We start from the raw sequence: 15,166 nt of genomic DNA on the forward strand, positions 1-15,166 counted from the left end.
TGACATGTCGGGGCGAGGGGCGGCGACCCCGCGCTCAGTGGGTCGTGAGCTGGACGGCGGCGGCTTCCTGCGTGTCCAGCAGCTGCATCGTGTCGAGCAGGAGGACCATGCGCTTCTGGCTCTCCAGGTTGGCAACCCGACGGATCAGGCGCTGCTGCGCGTCCGACAGGTTCGGCGCGTCGCCGATCGCCTTGGCCGAGATCCGCATCACCTCGGAGACCGAGTCGACGATGAAGCCGGTCCGGACGCCCCGGACGGTGAAGACCATGATCCGCTGGCGGTCGTTGCGCTCCGCCTCGGCGAGGTTGAAGCGGCGGCGCTGGTCCACCACCGGCAGCACGACGCCGCGCAGGTTGATCACGCCTTCCACGAAGGACGGCGCCTTCGGGATCCGGGTCAGCTCGTCCGGCACCCGGACGATCTCCTGCACGGCCTCGATCGGCACGCCGTATTCCTCGCCCATCAGGCGGAACACCACGAACTGCTCCTCGTCGGCGGCGTCCTGGCGTTCGTCCCCGTCCTGTCGTCCGTCGGCGCTCATGCCCTGGTTCCCCGTGGCGGACAGCTTCCGCAGCTCGTTGGTGTCGAACATCTTCTCGACCGACAGGACGGAGACCAGCCGACGCCCCTCCTGCAGCCGGCAGATCGCCTGGATCTCGTCCATGCCGCCATCCTGCGACAGCAGGGCGGGCATCGCCTCGACCAGGCTGCGGCTGACCCGCAGCACCTCCTTGACGCTGTCCATCACGACGCCGACCGAGACGGTCCCACCCTCGCCGAGCGACACCACCACGACCTTGTTGGTCTCGGTGAATTCCTTGGCCTGGAGGCCGAACATCTCGCGCAAGGAGACGAGCGGCAGCAGGCGGTTGCGCAGGGTGATCACCCCGAGCACGTGGGAGGGCGCATTCGGGACGTGGGTGAGGCGTTCGGGCAGCTGGACGATCTCCTGCACCCGCTCGATCGGGAAGGCGTATTCCTGCCCCGCCACCTCGAAGCTCACGAGCTGGTCCTCGTCGGCCTCGGCCTCGGCCCGGGTGGAGGTATTTGCGTCGGCGACCTGCACCTGGCCGGCGGCCCGGCGGATCTTCGTGGAGAACTGGCTGAACTCGCGGCTCACCAGCTGGGCCGCGTCCAGGATCATCACCATCGACCGGCCGTCGTCGCCCTTGATCATCCCGGTCAGGAGCGCGGTGTCGACGCTGCCCTCGATGGCCGAGGTCGGCTCGATCCGGTCGGGATCGACGGTCACCACGTTGGCCATCCGGTCGACCACGAGGCCGATCGGATTGCCCTGGTCGAGCACCACCACCCGGGTGGCGTCGTCGTTCAGCACCGGCGGGAAGGCGAACACGTCCCGCAGGTTCAGGACCGGCAGGACCGTACCGCGGAGGTTGGCGAGCCCAAGAAGCGAGGCGGGGCTGAACGGCACCCGCACCACCTCGGGGATCCGGATGATCTCCTGCACGTCGGCCAGAGAGACGGCGAACATCTCCGTCTCGACGTGGAAGATCACGAACTGACGGGCCTCGCTGCGGCCGTCCTCCTGGCCGGGCCGTGCGGCGGCCTCCGCCGGATCGGGCGTGAACCCGGAATCCAGCGCCTGCACCGCCTGAGCTGCTGCGTTTGCCATGGTCGGTCTTTCGCTCTCCGGGCGGTTCGGCTCAGGCGGCCTGGAGTTCGTCGGCGAGCGAGGCGATCTCCTCGATCGCGGCGGCGAGTTGCTCGGCGCCCTTGCCCTGCTCGGCGGCGGCGGTCCCGGCCTCGGCGGAAGTCCGGGCCGCCTGCTGGGCCGCGGCGGCGACCTGCTCGATCGCGGTCTGGACCTCCCGGACCATCCGGACGATGCCCTCGGTGCCGGTCAGGATCTCCCGGTTGCCCGACAGCACCTCGGCCATGTCCTTGGTGACGGTATCGAGGTTGCGCGAGATCGCGCCGCTCTTCTCGACTTCGACGACGGCACTCTCGGCGATCTCCTGGAGGTCGCCGCGCACGAACACGATCGTGTCCTGGATGGTCTTGACCGTGTCCTTGATCCGCTCGGCATTCTCGGCCGAATCCCGGGCGAGGTTGCGGATATCGGTCGAGACGACGGCGAAGCCCTTGCCGAACTCGCCGGCCCGCGCCGCCTCCACCGAGCCGTTGACCGCCAGCATGTTGGTCTGGATCGAGACCGTGGTGATGGCGTCGACGATCTTGTCGATGCGCCGGCTGACCTGCTCCAGGGACGCGATCTGGTCGCGGCTCACGCGGCCCGCCTCCACGGATTGCTCGAGGCCCTCGATCATCCCGTCGACCAGGCTCTTGTTCTCGACCAGCAGGTCCGCGATCCCCTGCGCCTTCTCGACGGCGGTGCCCGCCAGGGTCTGGGTCACCTGGGCGCGCCGCTCGATCTGCGCGATCGCGGCCGAGGATTGCTGGGTCGCGGCCGATTGCTGCTGCGCGCCCTTGGTGATCTGGTCGAGGGCGATCGTGACCTGCGCGGCGGCGCGGTTGATCTCCTCGACGGCGCTGGAGAGCTCCTCCGCGGCGGAGGCGACCTCCTCGGCGCTCTTGCCGATATTGGTGCTGTTCTTCAGCTCCTCGGCGAGGCCGGACAGCTCCTGGGCGGCGTCCTCACTCTGCGACAGGGCGGTGGTCTGCTGCTCGACCATCTTGCCGGCCTCCTGGCAGGCCGCGCTCTGCTCCTCGGCCGCGGCCGCGATGATCTCCGCGCCCTTCTGCGCCTCCGTGGCGGCGGTGGCCGATTCGTCGGCGGCCCGGGCGAGCTCGCCGCAGCCGTCGATGATCTCGGCCATGTCGGTGCGCACCCGGTCGAGCTGGGCGGTCACCGTCCGGCCCTTCTCGACCTCGGCCCGGGCCGAGACCGCGGACTGGCTGATCCCGTCGGCCGCGACCTTCACGTCGGCCTGGATCTGCGCCACGAGCTCCTGGATGTCGCGGGCGGACTTTTCGCTGGTCTCGGCCAGGGTGCGCACCTCGTCGGCGACCACGGCGAAGCCCTTGCCGTGCTGGCCGGCCCGGGCCGCCTCGATGGCGGCGTTGAGGGCGAGCAGGTTGGTCTGGTCCGCGATCCGGGCGACCGCCTTCACGATTTCGCCGATGGCGCTGGCCTGCCGGTCGAGCTCTTCGACCAGCTTCACCGACGCCTCCTGGCGCTCCGAGGCCTTGGCGATGGCCGCCACCGAGGCGCCGATCTGCGCCGCGGTCTCGAAGATCAGACCGGACAGGGCCTCGGTCTTGCGCAGGGACGCACCGGCATTCTCCTTGGCGGCCTGGATCAGGGTCGCGCCCTGGTTCACCGCCTTCATGGTCTCCTGCGCGGCGCCGGCGGCCTCCTCGGCGCCGACGCCGATCTGCTCGGAGGCCTTGCGCAGCTCCTCGGCCGCGGCCGCCGCCTCGGCGATCCCGCTGGACAGCTCGGCGGTGGCCGAGGCGATCCGCTCGGCGGCCTTCTGCTGCCGCGCGAAGGTCCGGGCCTTGCGCTTCTCCGCCTCGGCGACGAGGTGCGATCGACCCGTGGCGGCGGACGGTGCGCTGTCCCGCGGAGCGACCGGAGCCGGGATGGAGCGGATGGCGGATTTCTTCGCGAGAGCCATGTGTCGACGCCTTATGCCGGGTTCAGAATGTCGGGTTTAGAGCTGTTCCCGCCCCTGAGGAGAGGCTGGAATATTGATATCCAGGTAGAACGTGACTGGTATGTCATTTTAAGATCTATATTCAGTAATTTTGTGCTGATTATCTTCAAATGCCAAGATCCATATTCCTGCCTGAACAGAAGATGGCAGGCATAACCTAATGACAGCATAATCTTTATCGCAAAATTGCCGTGCCACAAGTTTTTTTCTGAATGAAATCTGCTCAGTGAATTAACGATTTTTTTCTGATCCGTTGCGGTTGATCAAAATCGGATCAATTTTGTACAAATGCTTGAGAAGGCGTGGTGATGATCTGAGATCGACGAGAAACTTCAAACGAACTCCACATCGAGGCCGGAAGTTCGGCGCAGACACGATGCAGCCGCGTCGGAGTGGCACCGGCCGGGCCATGGGTCTTATCGGCTTCGCGAGGCGGGCCGACCCCGATGGACCTACCCGGCGCGACAGGGAGGTCCTGCTCGGTTCGATCTAGCCGGGAGGGCCGCGGCTGCGCTACAAGACCAGCGGATGCAATACTATATGGCGGGAATCATCACAGATTAAATATTGATTGTCTCAGATCTCGATCCGGTCGTCATATGTTGAGCTTGAGTTTACGTAGATGAAGCACGATCCTGTTTCTGCGTTTGATAATGATAATATCTTGGAAGACATTCCGTTATCGTCTTATCAGATGCTGAAGCTCGTGGAGGAGCGGGGTGGGATCGGCTTTTGGTCTCTCACGATCGCGACCTGCGGCCTCTGGGGCTCTCCGGGTTTCTACCGGATGACCGGGCTTCCATCCTCGGCGGATCTGCGCGGCCTGTTCCACCGGTTGATCCATCCCGACGACGAGGATGCCCAGTCCGACCTGTGGGACCTGCTCCGGAGCGGCTACGCGGTCGATCGGGAGTTCCGGATCATCCGGCCCGACCAAACGGTCCGATGGGTCGCCCTGAAGACCGAGGTGGTGCTCGGCCCCGACGCGCGGCCGGCGCGGGTGGACGGAATCGTGCTCGACACCACGGCGGCGCACGAGGCGAGGCAGATCGTGGAATGGATGCAGGGCCGCCAAGCCGGGGTCTTGCGCGCGATCGCCGCCGCGACCTGGTCGGCGCATCCCGCCGGGGAGATCGAGATGGCGGCGGGCTGGGGGCACCTGACCGGGCAGAGTGCCGCCGAGATGGCCGGCGCGGGCTGGCTCGACGCGCTGCATCCCGACGATCGCCAAGCCGCGACGGCCGCCTGGCAGGCCGCCCGGACCACCGGAGCGCCCTACCGGGCGGAATATCGAATCCGCGGCGCGGACGGCCAGTACCGCCGATTCAGCGGCCGGGGGGCGCCGCAGGCCGATCCCGACGGCGCCGTGCGCGAATGGTTCGGCCTCGTGCTCGCGATGGTGGACGACCCGCGCGACGCGGTGACGGATGCGGCGATCGGGCCGCTGATCCGCGGCGCCCGGGCGGTGATCGGCTGGTCGATCCAGGACCTCGCTGCGGCTTCGGGCGTCTCGGGTTCCAGCGTCCGGCGCATGGAAGAGTTCGGTGAGAGCCCGCGTCCGCGGATCCGGCAGGCGGTGCGGCAGGCGTTCGAGGGCGCCGGGATCCGGTTCGTCGCGGCTGGCGCCGACCAGGTCGCCATCGAGATCGACCTCGGGCGCTTCCCGCGGGGTTATAACAATCGGTGATAACCATAACCGATCAGTTCATGGGCGCAGACCGAGATCGTAGATGTGGCGGTGAGGCTACGATGACCCAGCCATCCGCCTGTCATGAGGAGTCCCAATCTTTCTCACGGGCGCTGCCGACCACCAGAAAAGCATCCGCCCATGCACCACGCCAGACCCAATAACCGCGCACGCCGAAGTGATCGCGCCCGGTGATGCTTTATCTTTGGCCTTAAGGCGCTCGCTCAGAATCCGGACCCACTCCAACTCTGCAAACCGGTCAGGCAGACCGCATCCTGATCTATCCGACCGATCCGCGCTGCTCCGGAGCAGGGAGGGCGCGCGAGGGCGCATCGCCGGTCTCCCCGTCAGTCGAAGGTGATCACGATCTTGCCGAACGGACCGCGATCCAAATGATTGAGAGCGGCCGGCACCTCCTCCAGGGTGTAATGCCGGTCGATCACCGGCTTCAGCTTCATCACGTCCACGGCACGGACCAGATCCTCCAGCGCGCGGCGGTGGCCGACGCGGATGCCCTGAACCGTGGCGGATTTGAGCAGGAGGTTCATCGCAGCCGCCGAGAGATCGTAGCCCTCGATCACGCCGATCACCGAGACGCGTCCGTCGACGGCCACCGCTTCGAGCGCCTTGGCGAGATGCGCCCCGCCGACGAGTTCGAGGATGTGGTCGATGCCGCGATCCGCGGTGAGCCGGTAGACGGCTTCGACCCAGCCGTCGCGGTCGATCGCATGGTCGGCGCCGAGGGCTCGGGCGCGCTCGCGCTTGTCCTCTGACGCGGAAGTAACGAAAACCTCCGCGCCGTGGGCCTTGGCGATCTGGAGGCCGAACAGGGCGACGCCGCCCGTGCCCTGGACCAGCACGCTCTGGCCCGCCCGCAGCTGACCGCGCTCGACCAGGGCGAACCAGGCCGTCAGGCCGGCGCAGGGGAGGGTGCTGGCCTCCGCGAGGTCGAGGCTTCGCGGTGCGGCGACGAACCACTCCTCGGGCAGCGCGACGTACTCCGCCAGGACACCTTGATGCGCGCCGCCGAGCGTTGTGGCGTCCACCGTCTTCGCGGATCCCGCGGACCGGCCGTCGACCCAACCCGGGAAGAAGGTCGTGATCACCCGGTCCCCCGGTCGGAAGCGGGTTACGCCATCACCGATGGCGGCGACTGTTCCGGCGAGATCGGAGGCGGGAGTGAACGGGAAGTCGAGGGCCAGCCCCATCCCGTGCTCGATCACGAGCGTGTCGCGATAGTTCAACGCCGCCGCCGCGGCCTTCACCAGGACTTGCCCGGGCCCCGGTTCGGGCACCGGCACCTGCTTCAGCTGAAGGGAGCCTCGGCCGAAGCCGCTCAGATCCCAGCGCCTCATCGTCGTCATGGCGAATCTCCCATCTCTTGCCGACCGGGGATGCGTAGCGTTGATCTCAGCGCGCCAGTGGCGATAGTTTGGACCCTGATCGGTGCGCAGGGAGCGACAATGACCCCCGGTGATCTGCTCGCGGACCTGCCGGTGCTCATCGCTGCGGCCGAGGCCGGGAGCTTCTCGGCGGCAGCGTCCAAGCTGAACGTGACGCGCTCGGCGGTCGGGCGGAGTGTCGCCCGCCTCGAACACCGGCTCGGCGTCCGGCTGTTCCACCGCACCACCCGCTCCCTCGCCCTGACGGATGACGGGCAGATCGTCTTCGAGCATGGAAAGCGGGCGCTCGCCGAGGTGCAGAGCGTGACAGCGCTGCTCGATTCCGGGCGGCGCGCGATCGCGGGCCGGCTGCGCGTCTCGATGCCGGTGCTGTTCGGCCGGCTGCGCATAGCGCCGATCCTGATCCGGCTCGCCGACGCACATCCGACGCTGGAACTCGATCTCAACTTCAGCGACCGGCTGGTCGACGTGGTCGAGGATGGTTTCGATCTCGTGGTCCGCGGCGGCCGGCTGCAGAACTGGCCCGGCCTGACCGTGCGGCGGATCGCGTACCAGCCCATGCGCGTCTGCGCGGCCCCGCGCTATCTCGAAGGGGCGGGCATTCCGGACTCGCTCGCCGATCTGTCGGGCCATCACGCAGTGCTCTATGGCCGTCCCGGCTCCGTGCGCTCCTGGCTGTTTCCGCAGGCGGACGGTCCGGCGACGGAGATCGTGCCGCCGAGCCGGATGCGGTTCGACGATGTCGGCGCGATCCGCGACGCCGCAATCGGCGGTCACGGCCTCGCTTGGCTGCCGTGCTGGCTGATCCGGGACGACGTCGCCGCGGGACGGCTCGCGACGGTGCTCGACCATCTGCCCGCCCATGTCTTCGAGAGCCACGCGCTCTGGCCGCAGACCCCGCATCTGCCGCTGCGCGTGCGCCTGGCGATCGACGCGCTGGCGGCGGGGCTGCCGGAGGTATCCGCCCTTCGCACCGAAAGCCCCGCCCGAACCGAACCGGCCTGAGCATCACGCACAGGCGCCGTTGGCTCGCCGCGGAGATGCGGCCATGCCGTCATCGTCCGCCTGTCGCGCCGCGATTGTCGCCACGAGGCGTGCCGGATCTCAGGCTGCCGGTGGCCAACGGGCCGCTTCCGACCTAGTGCGGTCGTCGTTTCGTCCCCGTCCATCCCCAGGCCGCGGCCGCCCGGTGTTGGCGTTCGGCACCCGCACCTTTACAGTATAGCCGGGGACGCGGCTTCAGCCGCGGAAGGGGGACCATGACGCATCACCGTTCGAGCGGCGCAGCCCACCGCAATCGGAGCTGAAGACCGCGTCTTGCGCGTGTCCGCTCGCCTGGGTCGATCGATCGTGTCCGGTGCGCCCCGAGCGCTGCCGCGGCTAATGCTTGCAGCAGTGGCGGCCGTGACGCTCGTCGCGGTACAGCCCGGGCCGGCGCGCGCCTTCGACCTGTTCGGCCTGTTCGGCTCGGAGCCCGAGCCGCCGGCGCCCAGCGCGACAGCCTTGCCGTATGCTTTGCGCATCACCGGCACGGACGATTCCGATGTCCTCCAGGCGCTTCAGGACATCTCGACCCTCTATCGCCTGCGCCAGGACCCGCCGCCGGACGGGGAGGGGCTCCTGCGCCGGGCCGAGACCGATCTGTCGAAGCTCGCCGATGTCCTGTCGGGCTACGGCTATTACCAGGGCACGGCAGCGATCCGGATCGATTCCGTGCCGGTCGCCGGGCAGGCCGGAGCCGCCGCCGCGGTGGGCGCCGCGGAGCGGTGGCGCAATCGCGGCCTGGTACCGGTGCGGATCGCGGTCGATCTCGGGCCGCTCTATACGCTGCGGCGGATCACGGTGCGCGATGTCGCAGGCCGGCCGTTCCCGGAAGAGGTGCTGCCGCCGCGGATCACCCGGGTGGACGACGACGTGCCGGCCCGCTCGGCCACGGTTTTGGCCCGGGAAGCCCGGATCGTCGACGCGTTCCGGGCGCAGGGGCACCCCTTCGCCAAGGTGGTGGCGCGCGATCCGGTGGTGGACGACACCGCCCATGTCATGGACGTCACCTTCACGGTCGATCCCGGCCCGGTGGCGGGGCTGGGGCCGGTGGCGGTCAGCGGCGCGCCGGGGATCGATCCGGCGACGATCCGCTCGTTCATCTATGCCGAGCCGGGGGATCCGTATTCGCCCCAGGCGGTGGCGGCGATCCGCAAGTCGCTCACGCGCATCGAGGCGATCGGCGCTGCGCGGGTCCGCGAAGGGACGGCGCTCGACGCGGATGGAAACCTGCCACTCTTCGCCGAATTGAGCGAGCGCGAGCGCAATCTCGTCGGCGTCTCTGCGCGTTATTCCACCGTCGATGGCCCGGGGGTGCGCGCCTACTACACCAACCGCAATCTCTTCGGCGGCGGCGAGACATTCCGGCTCGATGCCGACATCTACTATCTGGGGTTGGGCAACGATCCGTTCGCGACCCAGCGCAAGATTGCCGGGATCGGCACCAACGGGCTCGGGGGGCGCCTGTCAGCGACTTATGTCCAGCCGGCGCTCGGCGGCACCCGCAACGACTTTTTGGCCAACGCCTTCATCACCCGCGAGGTCCAGCAAAGCTACCTGGTGGATGGCGGCGGGGTCTCGGCTGCGATCCGGCACCGGTTCTCGGATACGTTCTCGGCCCAGATCGGATTGGATGCGCAGGCCGGGCGCTCGAAGGATGCCCTCGGGACGGTCAATTACCGGCTGATCGGCGTGCCGGCCTCGGTAACTTACGATTCCACCGACAGCCTGCTCGACCCGACCAAGGGGTTCCGGGCGATCGCGTCGCTGGCGGCCTATCCCGGGGCGATCTCTTCCCCGGGGATCGTCGTCGCGAAGGCGCAGGGCTCCACCTATTATTCCCTGGACGACGAGTCCCGGTACATCCTGGCCGGGCGGATCGGGTTCGGCTCGGTCTCCGGCGCGCCGCTCGGGGACATCCCGGACAATTTCCGCTTCTTCGCAGGCGGCGGCGGCTCGGTGCGCGGCTATCCGTACCGGACGCTCGGGCCGATCGGGCCGTTCAACCTGCCGATCGGCGGCCGCAGCCTGCTCGAAGCCTCGCTGGAGGCGCGGATCAAGATCACCGACACGATCGGGGTGGTGCCGTTCTTCGACGCCGGCACTGCCTTCGCCTCCTCCCTGCCGGATTTCGATGAGAAGATCCGGAAATCGGTGGGCATCGGCCTGCGCTACTACACCGGCATCGGGCCGATCCGCGCGGATCTCGCCTTCCCGCTCGACCCCTACAAGGGCGGCCATGTCCGCCCGGCCGTCCTGTATCTCAGCCTGGGGCAGGCGTTCTGAATGGCTGACTTTTTTGGAGGTTGGGGCGAGCTCAGGATCTTTCCCTCCCCCCTCTGCGGGGGAGGGTGGCCCCTGCGTCAGCAGGGGTCGGGAGAGGGGAACGCGGGTTCAGGGAAGAGCGCGACCGTCATGAAGGGCTCAACCCTTTCCTGCACCGTCGCTCCCCTCTCCCGACCCCCTTCGGGGGCCACCCTCCCCCGCAGAGGGGGGAGGGCAGCAGCGCTCATCCTGGCCTGCCTCGCGCTTCTCGTCACCCTTCTGATCCCCACCGCCATACCCACCCACGCCGACGACGCGGAAAAATCCGTGCTCGGCGGGCTTTTGTCCCGGGCGCTCTCGACGCCGTCGTCGCGCGTGGCGATCGGCGCGGTGGACGGCGCGCTCTCGTCCGACGCCACCATCCGCGACGTGGCGGTGAGCGACCGCGACGGCGTCTGGCTGAAGCTCGACCGGGCGCGGATCATCTGGCGGCGGCTCGCTTTGCTGTCGGGGCGGCTGGAGGTGGACAGCCTCGAGATCGGGCGGCTCGAAGTTCTGCGCCGGCCGGTTCCCGGCCCGACCCCGCCGGAGGCCAAGCCCGACGGCAAGCTGCTGCCCGACCTGCCCGTGAAGGTCGAGATCAAGGGGTTCAAGCTGGCCGAGCTGGTGCTGGGCGAGCCGGTGGCCGGCCAGCCGGCCCGGCTCTCGGCTGAAGGCAAGGCCCGGCTCGGGGCGGCGAGCGAGGGGCTGGACCTACAGGCGCGGGCCCAGCGCCTCGACGCCGCCGGGCGCTTCCTGCTCTCCCTGGTCTACGTGCCGCAGGGCGACAAGCTGGAGCTGACGGCCAACCTCGTCGAACCGGCGGGGGGCCTGCTATCGAAGGCGGCCAACATCCCGGGCACGCCGCCAATCGATTTCGATCTCGCCGGCACCGGCACGCTGGACGCCTGGAACGCGCATCTCGATTTCGCCGCCGGCCCGGATATCGGCGCCAAGGGCGGCGCCAAGATTTCCCGGATCGGCGCCGAGCGCCGGCTGGCGCTCGACCTCGCGGCGCGGATCGAGGGCCTGGTGCCGGGTCCGGCGGCTTCCGTCTTCGCCGGCACCACCAAGCTCGAGGGCGGCTTCGCCTTCGCGGATAGCGGCGCCTTCCGGATCGACCGCCTGGAGCTGACCTCGCGCACCGCCCGGCTCGCCGCCGGCGGCAGCCTGACCAAGGACCGGATCGCCGACCTGACGCTCCAGGCCCGGGCCCTCCCCACCGAGGGCGCGGTGACCAAGGCCGGCGAGGCCGAGATCGAGAAGCTGGTCTTCGACGGCAGCGTGAAGGGCCCGATCACCGCGCCGACGGTACGGGGCACGCTCGACGCAGCGGGCCTGCGCAGCCGGGACTCCGCCCTGGACCGGGTCGAGGCGCGCCTCGGGGTCGAGCCCCAGGGCGACCCGTCCGCCCAGCGTTTCGCGATCACGGCGGACGGCAAGGTCGAAGGCCTGCGGCTCGCCGATCCGGCCCTGCGCCGGGCGCTCGGCAGCCGGGCTCAGCTGGTCCTGCGGGCTGCCTCCGGCCCGGACGGCGTCATCGACGTCACGACGCTCCGGGTCGAATCCGACACCGCCAAGGCGCGCTATGCCGGCCGCGTCGGCCAGAACACCCTGACCGGCACGCTGGACGCCGCCCTGCCGGATCTGTCCGTGTTCTCCGGCCTCGCCGGGCGGGGGCTCGCCGGCAGCCTGGACGCGAAGGCTCGGCTCAGCGGCGATCCGGCCCGGAAGGCGCTGGCCGCCGACCTCACCGTCAGCAGCGCCGGCCTCGCCACCGGGATCGCAGCGGCCGACCGGGTGCTCGGCCGCGCGCCGACGCTCCAGGGCCGGGTGTCGCAATCCTATGACGGCTACGGCTTCGATCATCTGCGCCTCGAAGGCGCCGGCCTGACCGCGACCCTGCAGGGCGAGGCGACCTCAGCGACGGCCGATGTCACCGGCCGCATCGACCTCAAGAGCTTGGCCGATCTCGACGGCCGCCTGACCGGACGTGCCGGCATCGACGCCCGGATGACCGGCTCGCTGGAGCATCCGCAACTGGCCGCGACAATCACCGCGCCGTCGGCGACCGCGGACGGCAAGCCGATCCGCGACCTGCGGGCCGAGGCTCTGCTCACCGACGCCCTGCTGGCCCCGGACGGGACCCTGAAACTCTCCGGCGAGGTCGCCGGCAAGGCGCTGCGCGGCGGCGCCCATGTGGCGAAGACCGGGGCCGATTGGGTGCTCGACCGGCTCGACCTCGATCTCGGCTCCGTCTCCGTATCGGGCAACGCGATCGTGGCGGCGGAGACCTGGCTATCGGCCGGAACGCTTTCGGTGAAGGCCGGCAACCTCGCCGACATCTCACCGCTCGCCCCGGAGCCCCTGGCCGGGCAGCTCGACGCCACGGTGAACCTCGCCCGCGACGGCGGACGCCAGGACGCGGCGATCCGGGCCACCGGCGCCGCGCTGCGCTACGGTCCCTACGGCCTGAACCGCCTCGACGCCGACCTGAAGGGCCGCGACCTGCGCGCCCATCCGGTCCTCGACGGACGTCTCGATGCCGAAAGGCTGCTCGCCGCCGGCCAGCAGATCGATACGGTCCGGCTCGCCGCCCTGGGCAGCCCCACGGGCAGCGACGTGACGCTCGCCGCTAAGGCCCGCGGCTTCAACCTCGACGGGGCGGTCCGGCTGGTACCGGCTGACGACACCCGGATCGACATCCAGCGCTTCTCCGCCGCCCGGGGCGGCGACCGCTTCGCCCTCACCGGGCCGGCCAGCATCACCCTGCGCGACGGCGGCGCGGTGATCGACGGGCTATCCATCGCGGCCGGCTCAGGGCGGGTCACGCTCGCCGGCCGGGCCGGTCAAAATCTCGACCTGAAGGTGGCGATCCGCGCGCTGCCCCTGTCGCTCGCCCGGATCGCAGCGCCGGACCTCGCCCTCTCGGGCACGCTGGACGGCGACGCCGATCTGCACGGGCCGGCCGCGAGCCCGGAGGGTCATTATGCGCTCACCGTCTCGAAGCTCGTGGCGCCGCAGACCCGCCAGGCCGGCCTGCCGTCGGTGGATGCCAGTGCGAAGGGCACCCTGTCGGACGGGCAGGCCAGCCTCGACGGCCGGGTCACGGCCGGGAAGGGCGTCGCCCTGACGGTGGCAGGCGCGCTGCCCGTGGAGGCCGGCGGCCCGCTGAACCTGCGCGCCCGCGGCACCCTCGACGCGTCGCTGGCCAACACGCTGCTCAGCGTCGGCGGCCAGAGCGTCACCGGGCGGATCGCCATCGACGGCGGCGTCACCGGCACTCTGGCGGCGCCCCGGGCGCAGGGCTCGGCCGTGCTCACCGGCGGCAGCTTCACCGACCCGCTCAACGGCATCCGTCTCACCAACATCGACGGCCGGGTGACCGGCCGGGGCGACAGCCTCGTGGTCGAGCGCCTGACCGCCTCGGCCCGGAACGGCGGCCGCCTCTCGGTCACCGGCCGGGTCGCCCTGGAGCCGGATTTTCCGGGCCAGTTCCACGTCACCGCCGACAAGGCCGAGTTGGTCTCCAGCGCGCTGATGACCGCGGTGTCGAGCGTCGATCTCAATCTCTCCGGGCCGCTCGCCCGGACCCCGCGCATCACGGGCCGGGTCGATATCGTCTCGATCGACGTGTCGGTGCCCGACCGCCTGCCCGCCACGGTCAGGCCGCTGCCGGGGGTGCGCCACGTCAACACCCCGCCGGAGGCGAGGGCGCGGCTGGCGCAGCGTGCGGACCGGAAGGCCGCCGTCACGCCGGGGAAAAGGTCGACGAAACCTGCGGTGCCGTTCGACGCCACCCTGGACGTGCGGATCGACGCGCCGAGCCGGATCTTCGTGCGCGGGCGCGGCATCGATGCGGAACTCGGCGGGTCGTTGCGGGTCACCGGCACGTCGCAGGCGCCGAATGCGGTGGGCGGCTTCGGCCTGCGCCGCGGGGTGTTCCAGCTCGTCGGACAACGCCTCGATTTCAGCCGCGGCAACCTGACCTTCGCGGGCAGTCTCGCCACCCCGGCCCTCGACTTCGCCGCCGAGACCAAGGCCGGCGACGTCACCGCCCGGGTGGCGGTGAGCGGCTTCGCGGACGCGCCGCAATTCACCCTGACCTCCGACCCGGTGCTGCCGCAAGACGAGATCCTGTCGCGCCTGCTGTTCAAGAAGGCGGCCGGGGGGCTGTCGCCGTTCCAGGCCCTGCAGCTCGCCCAGGCCGTGGCGCAGCTCTCCGGCGGATCCGCCGGCCCGGACGTGTTCGAGCAGGCCCGCAAGGGGCTCGGGCTCGACAGCCTCGACGTCTCCACGGGCGCGAGCGGCGGCCCGGCGCTCGGCGCCTCGCGCTACATCTCCGACCGCGTCAGCGTCGGCGTGAAAGCCGGCGCCAAGCCCGCCGACACGGCGGTGGGGGTCGATGTCGACGTCACCCGCCGGATCAAGCTGAAGGGCGAGGCCGGCAGCGACGGCCGAACCAGCATCGGGGTCGGGGCGGAGTATGAGTGGTAGGGATTTTCCGGCTCGCGACCTCGGATTTTGACTGACGAGACCTGACACGCGCGCTCCCTCCCCCCTCTGCGGGCTACGACGTTCACACATCGTGTCTTGTATGACGGAACGCGCTCTCCTCCCCCTTGCGGGGAGGAGTTGGAGGTGGGGGTGGTGCAGGAGGCACCACTAGGCCTCACCCGGTACCACCCCCACCCCTGACCCCTCCCCGCAAGGGGGAGGGGAAACGCGTAGTGTTTCCAGTGCTTACTGCCGATACGCGATGTGTAATTCCGCTCGCCTCTGCGGGGGAGGGTGGGCCGGCCGTCAGGCCGGGTTGGGAGAGGGGAGCGACGGTGTCGCAGTAAGGCGCTGCCCACACACCCGCTCCGCCCTTCTCTGAACCCGCGCTCCCCTCTCCCGACCCCCTTCGGGGGCCACCCTCCCCCGCAGAGGGGGGAGGGGGATGCACACAGATCGTTCGACCCATGATCAGGATGCGCAACCCCACGCTGCCGCGCAAGTGTGCCTTCAAAAACCGCGCCGCTGCGAAGACTTGGCCGAAGATCCGTTGGCCGGCAGGGCCAAGTCTGCTTAGGTGTCGAAGCAAGCGGCGC

7 protein-coding genes are annotated in these 15,166 nt (G+C 69.8%); 4 read left to right on the forward strand and 3 right to left on the reverse strand.

Annotated features, from left to right (window positions below; all coding sequences use genetic code 11):
- Window positions 1–34: 34 nt before the first annotated feature.
- Both BM228_RS14195 and BM228_RS14200 read right to left on the reverse strand, forming a co-directional pair.
- Window positions 35–1,633, reverse strand: coding sequence for a chemotaxis protein CheW (locus BM228_RS14195; protein WP_092041523.1), 1,599 nt, complete (start codon window positions 1,631–1,633; stop codon window positions 35–37).
- A gap of 31 nt (window positions 1,634–1,664) precedes the next feature.
- A complete protein-coding gene (locus BM228_RS14200; protein ID WP_092041526.1) occupies window positions 1,665–3,599 on the reverse strand; it encodes a methyl-accepting chemotaxis protein in 1,935 nt (644 codons plus the stop codon).
- A gap of 733 nt (window positions 3,600–4,332) precedes the next feature.
- On the opposite strand from BM228_RS14200, the gene BM228_RS14205 reads away from it, so the two are divergent.
- Window positions 4,333–5,325, forward strand: coding sequence for a PAS domain-containing protein (locus BM228_RS14205; RefSeq protein WP_167367734.1), 993 nt, complete (start codon window positions 4,333–4,335; stop codon window positions 5,323–5,325).
- Between the two features lie 347 nt (window positions 5,326–5,672).
- Here BM228_RS14205 and BM228_RS14210 read toward each other — a convergent pair whose 3' ends face one another.
- A complete protein-coding gene (locus tag BM228_RS14210; protein ID WP_425284945.1) occupies window positions 5,673–6,680 on the reverse strand; it encodes a zinc-dependent alcohol dehydrogenase family protein in 1,008 nt (335 codons plus the stop codon).
- A 108-nt stretch (window positions 6,681–6,788) separates the two neighbouring features.
- Here BM228_RS14210 and BM228_RS14215 point away from each other — a divergent pair, with 108 nt between their 5' ends.
- The 3 genes from BM228_RS14215 to BM228_RS14225 all read left to right on the forward strand — a co-directional run bounded on the left by BM228_RS14215 (window position 6,789) and on the right by BM228_RS14225 (window position 14,570).
- On the forward strand, window positions 6,789–7,733 hold the full coding sequence (locus tag BM228_RS14215) for a LysR family transcriptional regulator (protein WP_092041535.1): 945 nt from the start codon (window positions 6,789–6,791) through the stop codon (window positions 7,731–7,733).
- 378 nt (window positions 7,734–8,111) lie between these two features.
- Window positions 8,112–10,055 carry an autotransporter assembly complex protein TamA gene (locus tag BM228_RS14220; RefSeq protein WP_244537148.1) on the forward strand — a complete coding sequence of 648 codons (1,944 nt, stop codon included), beginning with the start codon at window positions 8,112–8,114 and terminating at the stop codon, window positions 10,053–10,055.
- A 129-nt stretch (window positions 10,056–10,184) separates the two neighbouring features.
- Window positions 10,185–14,570, forward strand: a complete 4,386-nt coding sequence (locus BM228_RS14225; protein WP_092041539.1) for a translocation/assembly module TamB domain-containing protein — start codon at window positions 10,185–10,187, stop codon at window positions 14,568–14,570.
- Window positions 14,571–15,166 lie beyond the last annotated feature (596 nt).

Source organism: Methylobacterium pseudosasicola, from assembly GCF_900114535.1.
Classification (GTDB): domain Bacteria; phylum Pseudomonadota; class Alphaproteobacteria; order Rhizobiales; family Beijerinckiaceae; genus Methylobacterium; species Methylobacterium pseudosasicola.

Excerpts from the sequence above, each read along its gene's own strand:
- BM228_RS14195 (WP_092041523.1), bottom strand. The coding sequence starts at position 1,633 with ATGGCAAACGCAGCAGCTCAGGCGGTGCAGGCGCTGGATTCCGGGTTC.
- BM228_RS14200 (WP_092041526.1), bottom strand. The coding sequence starts at position 3,599 with ATGGCTCTCGCGAAGAAATCCGCCATCCGCTCCATCCCGGCTCCGGTC.
- BM228_RS14205 (WP_167367734.1), top strand. The coding sequence starts at position 4,333 with ATGCTGAAGCTCGTGGAGGAGCGGGGTGGGATCGGCTTTTGGTCTCTC.
- BM228_RS14210 (WP_425284945.1), bottom strand. The coding sequence starts at position 6,680 with ATGAGGCGCTGGGATCTGAGCGGCTTCGGCCGAGGCTCCCTTCAGCTG.
- BM228_RS14215 (WP_092041535.1), top strand. The coding sequence starts at position 6,789 with ATGACCCCCGGTGATCTGCTCGCGGACCTGCCGGTGCTCATCGCTGCG.
- BM228_RS14220 (WP_244537148.1), top strand. The coding sequence starts at position 8,112 with ATGCTTGCAGCAGTGGCGGCCGTGACGCTCGTCGCGGTACAGCCCGGG.
- BM228_RS14225 (WP_092041539.1), top strand. The coding sequence starts at position 10,185 with ATGAAGGGCTCAACCCTTTCCTGCACCGTCGCTCCCCTCTCCCGACCC.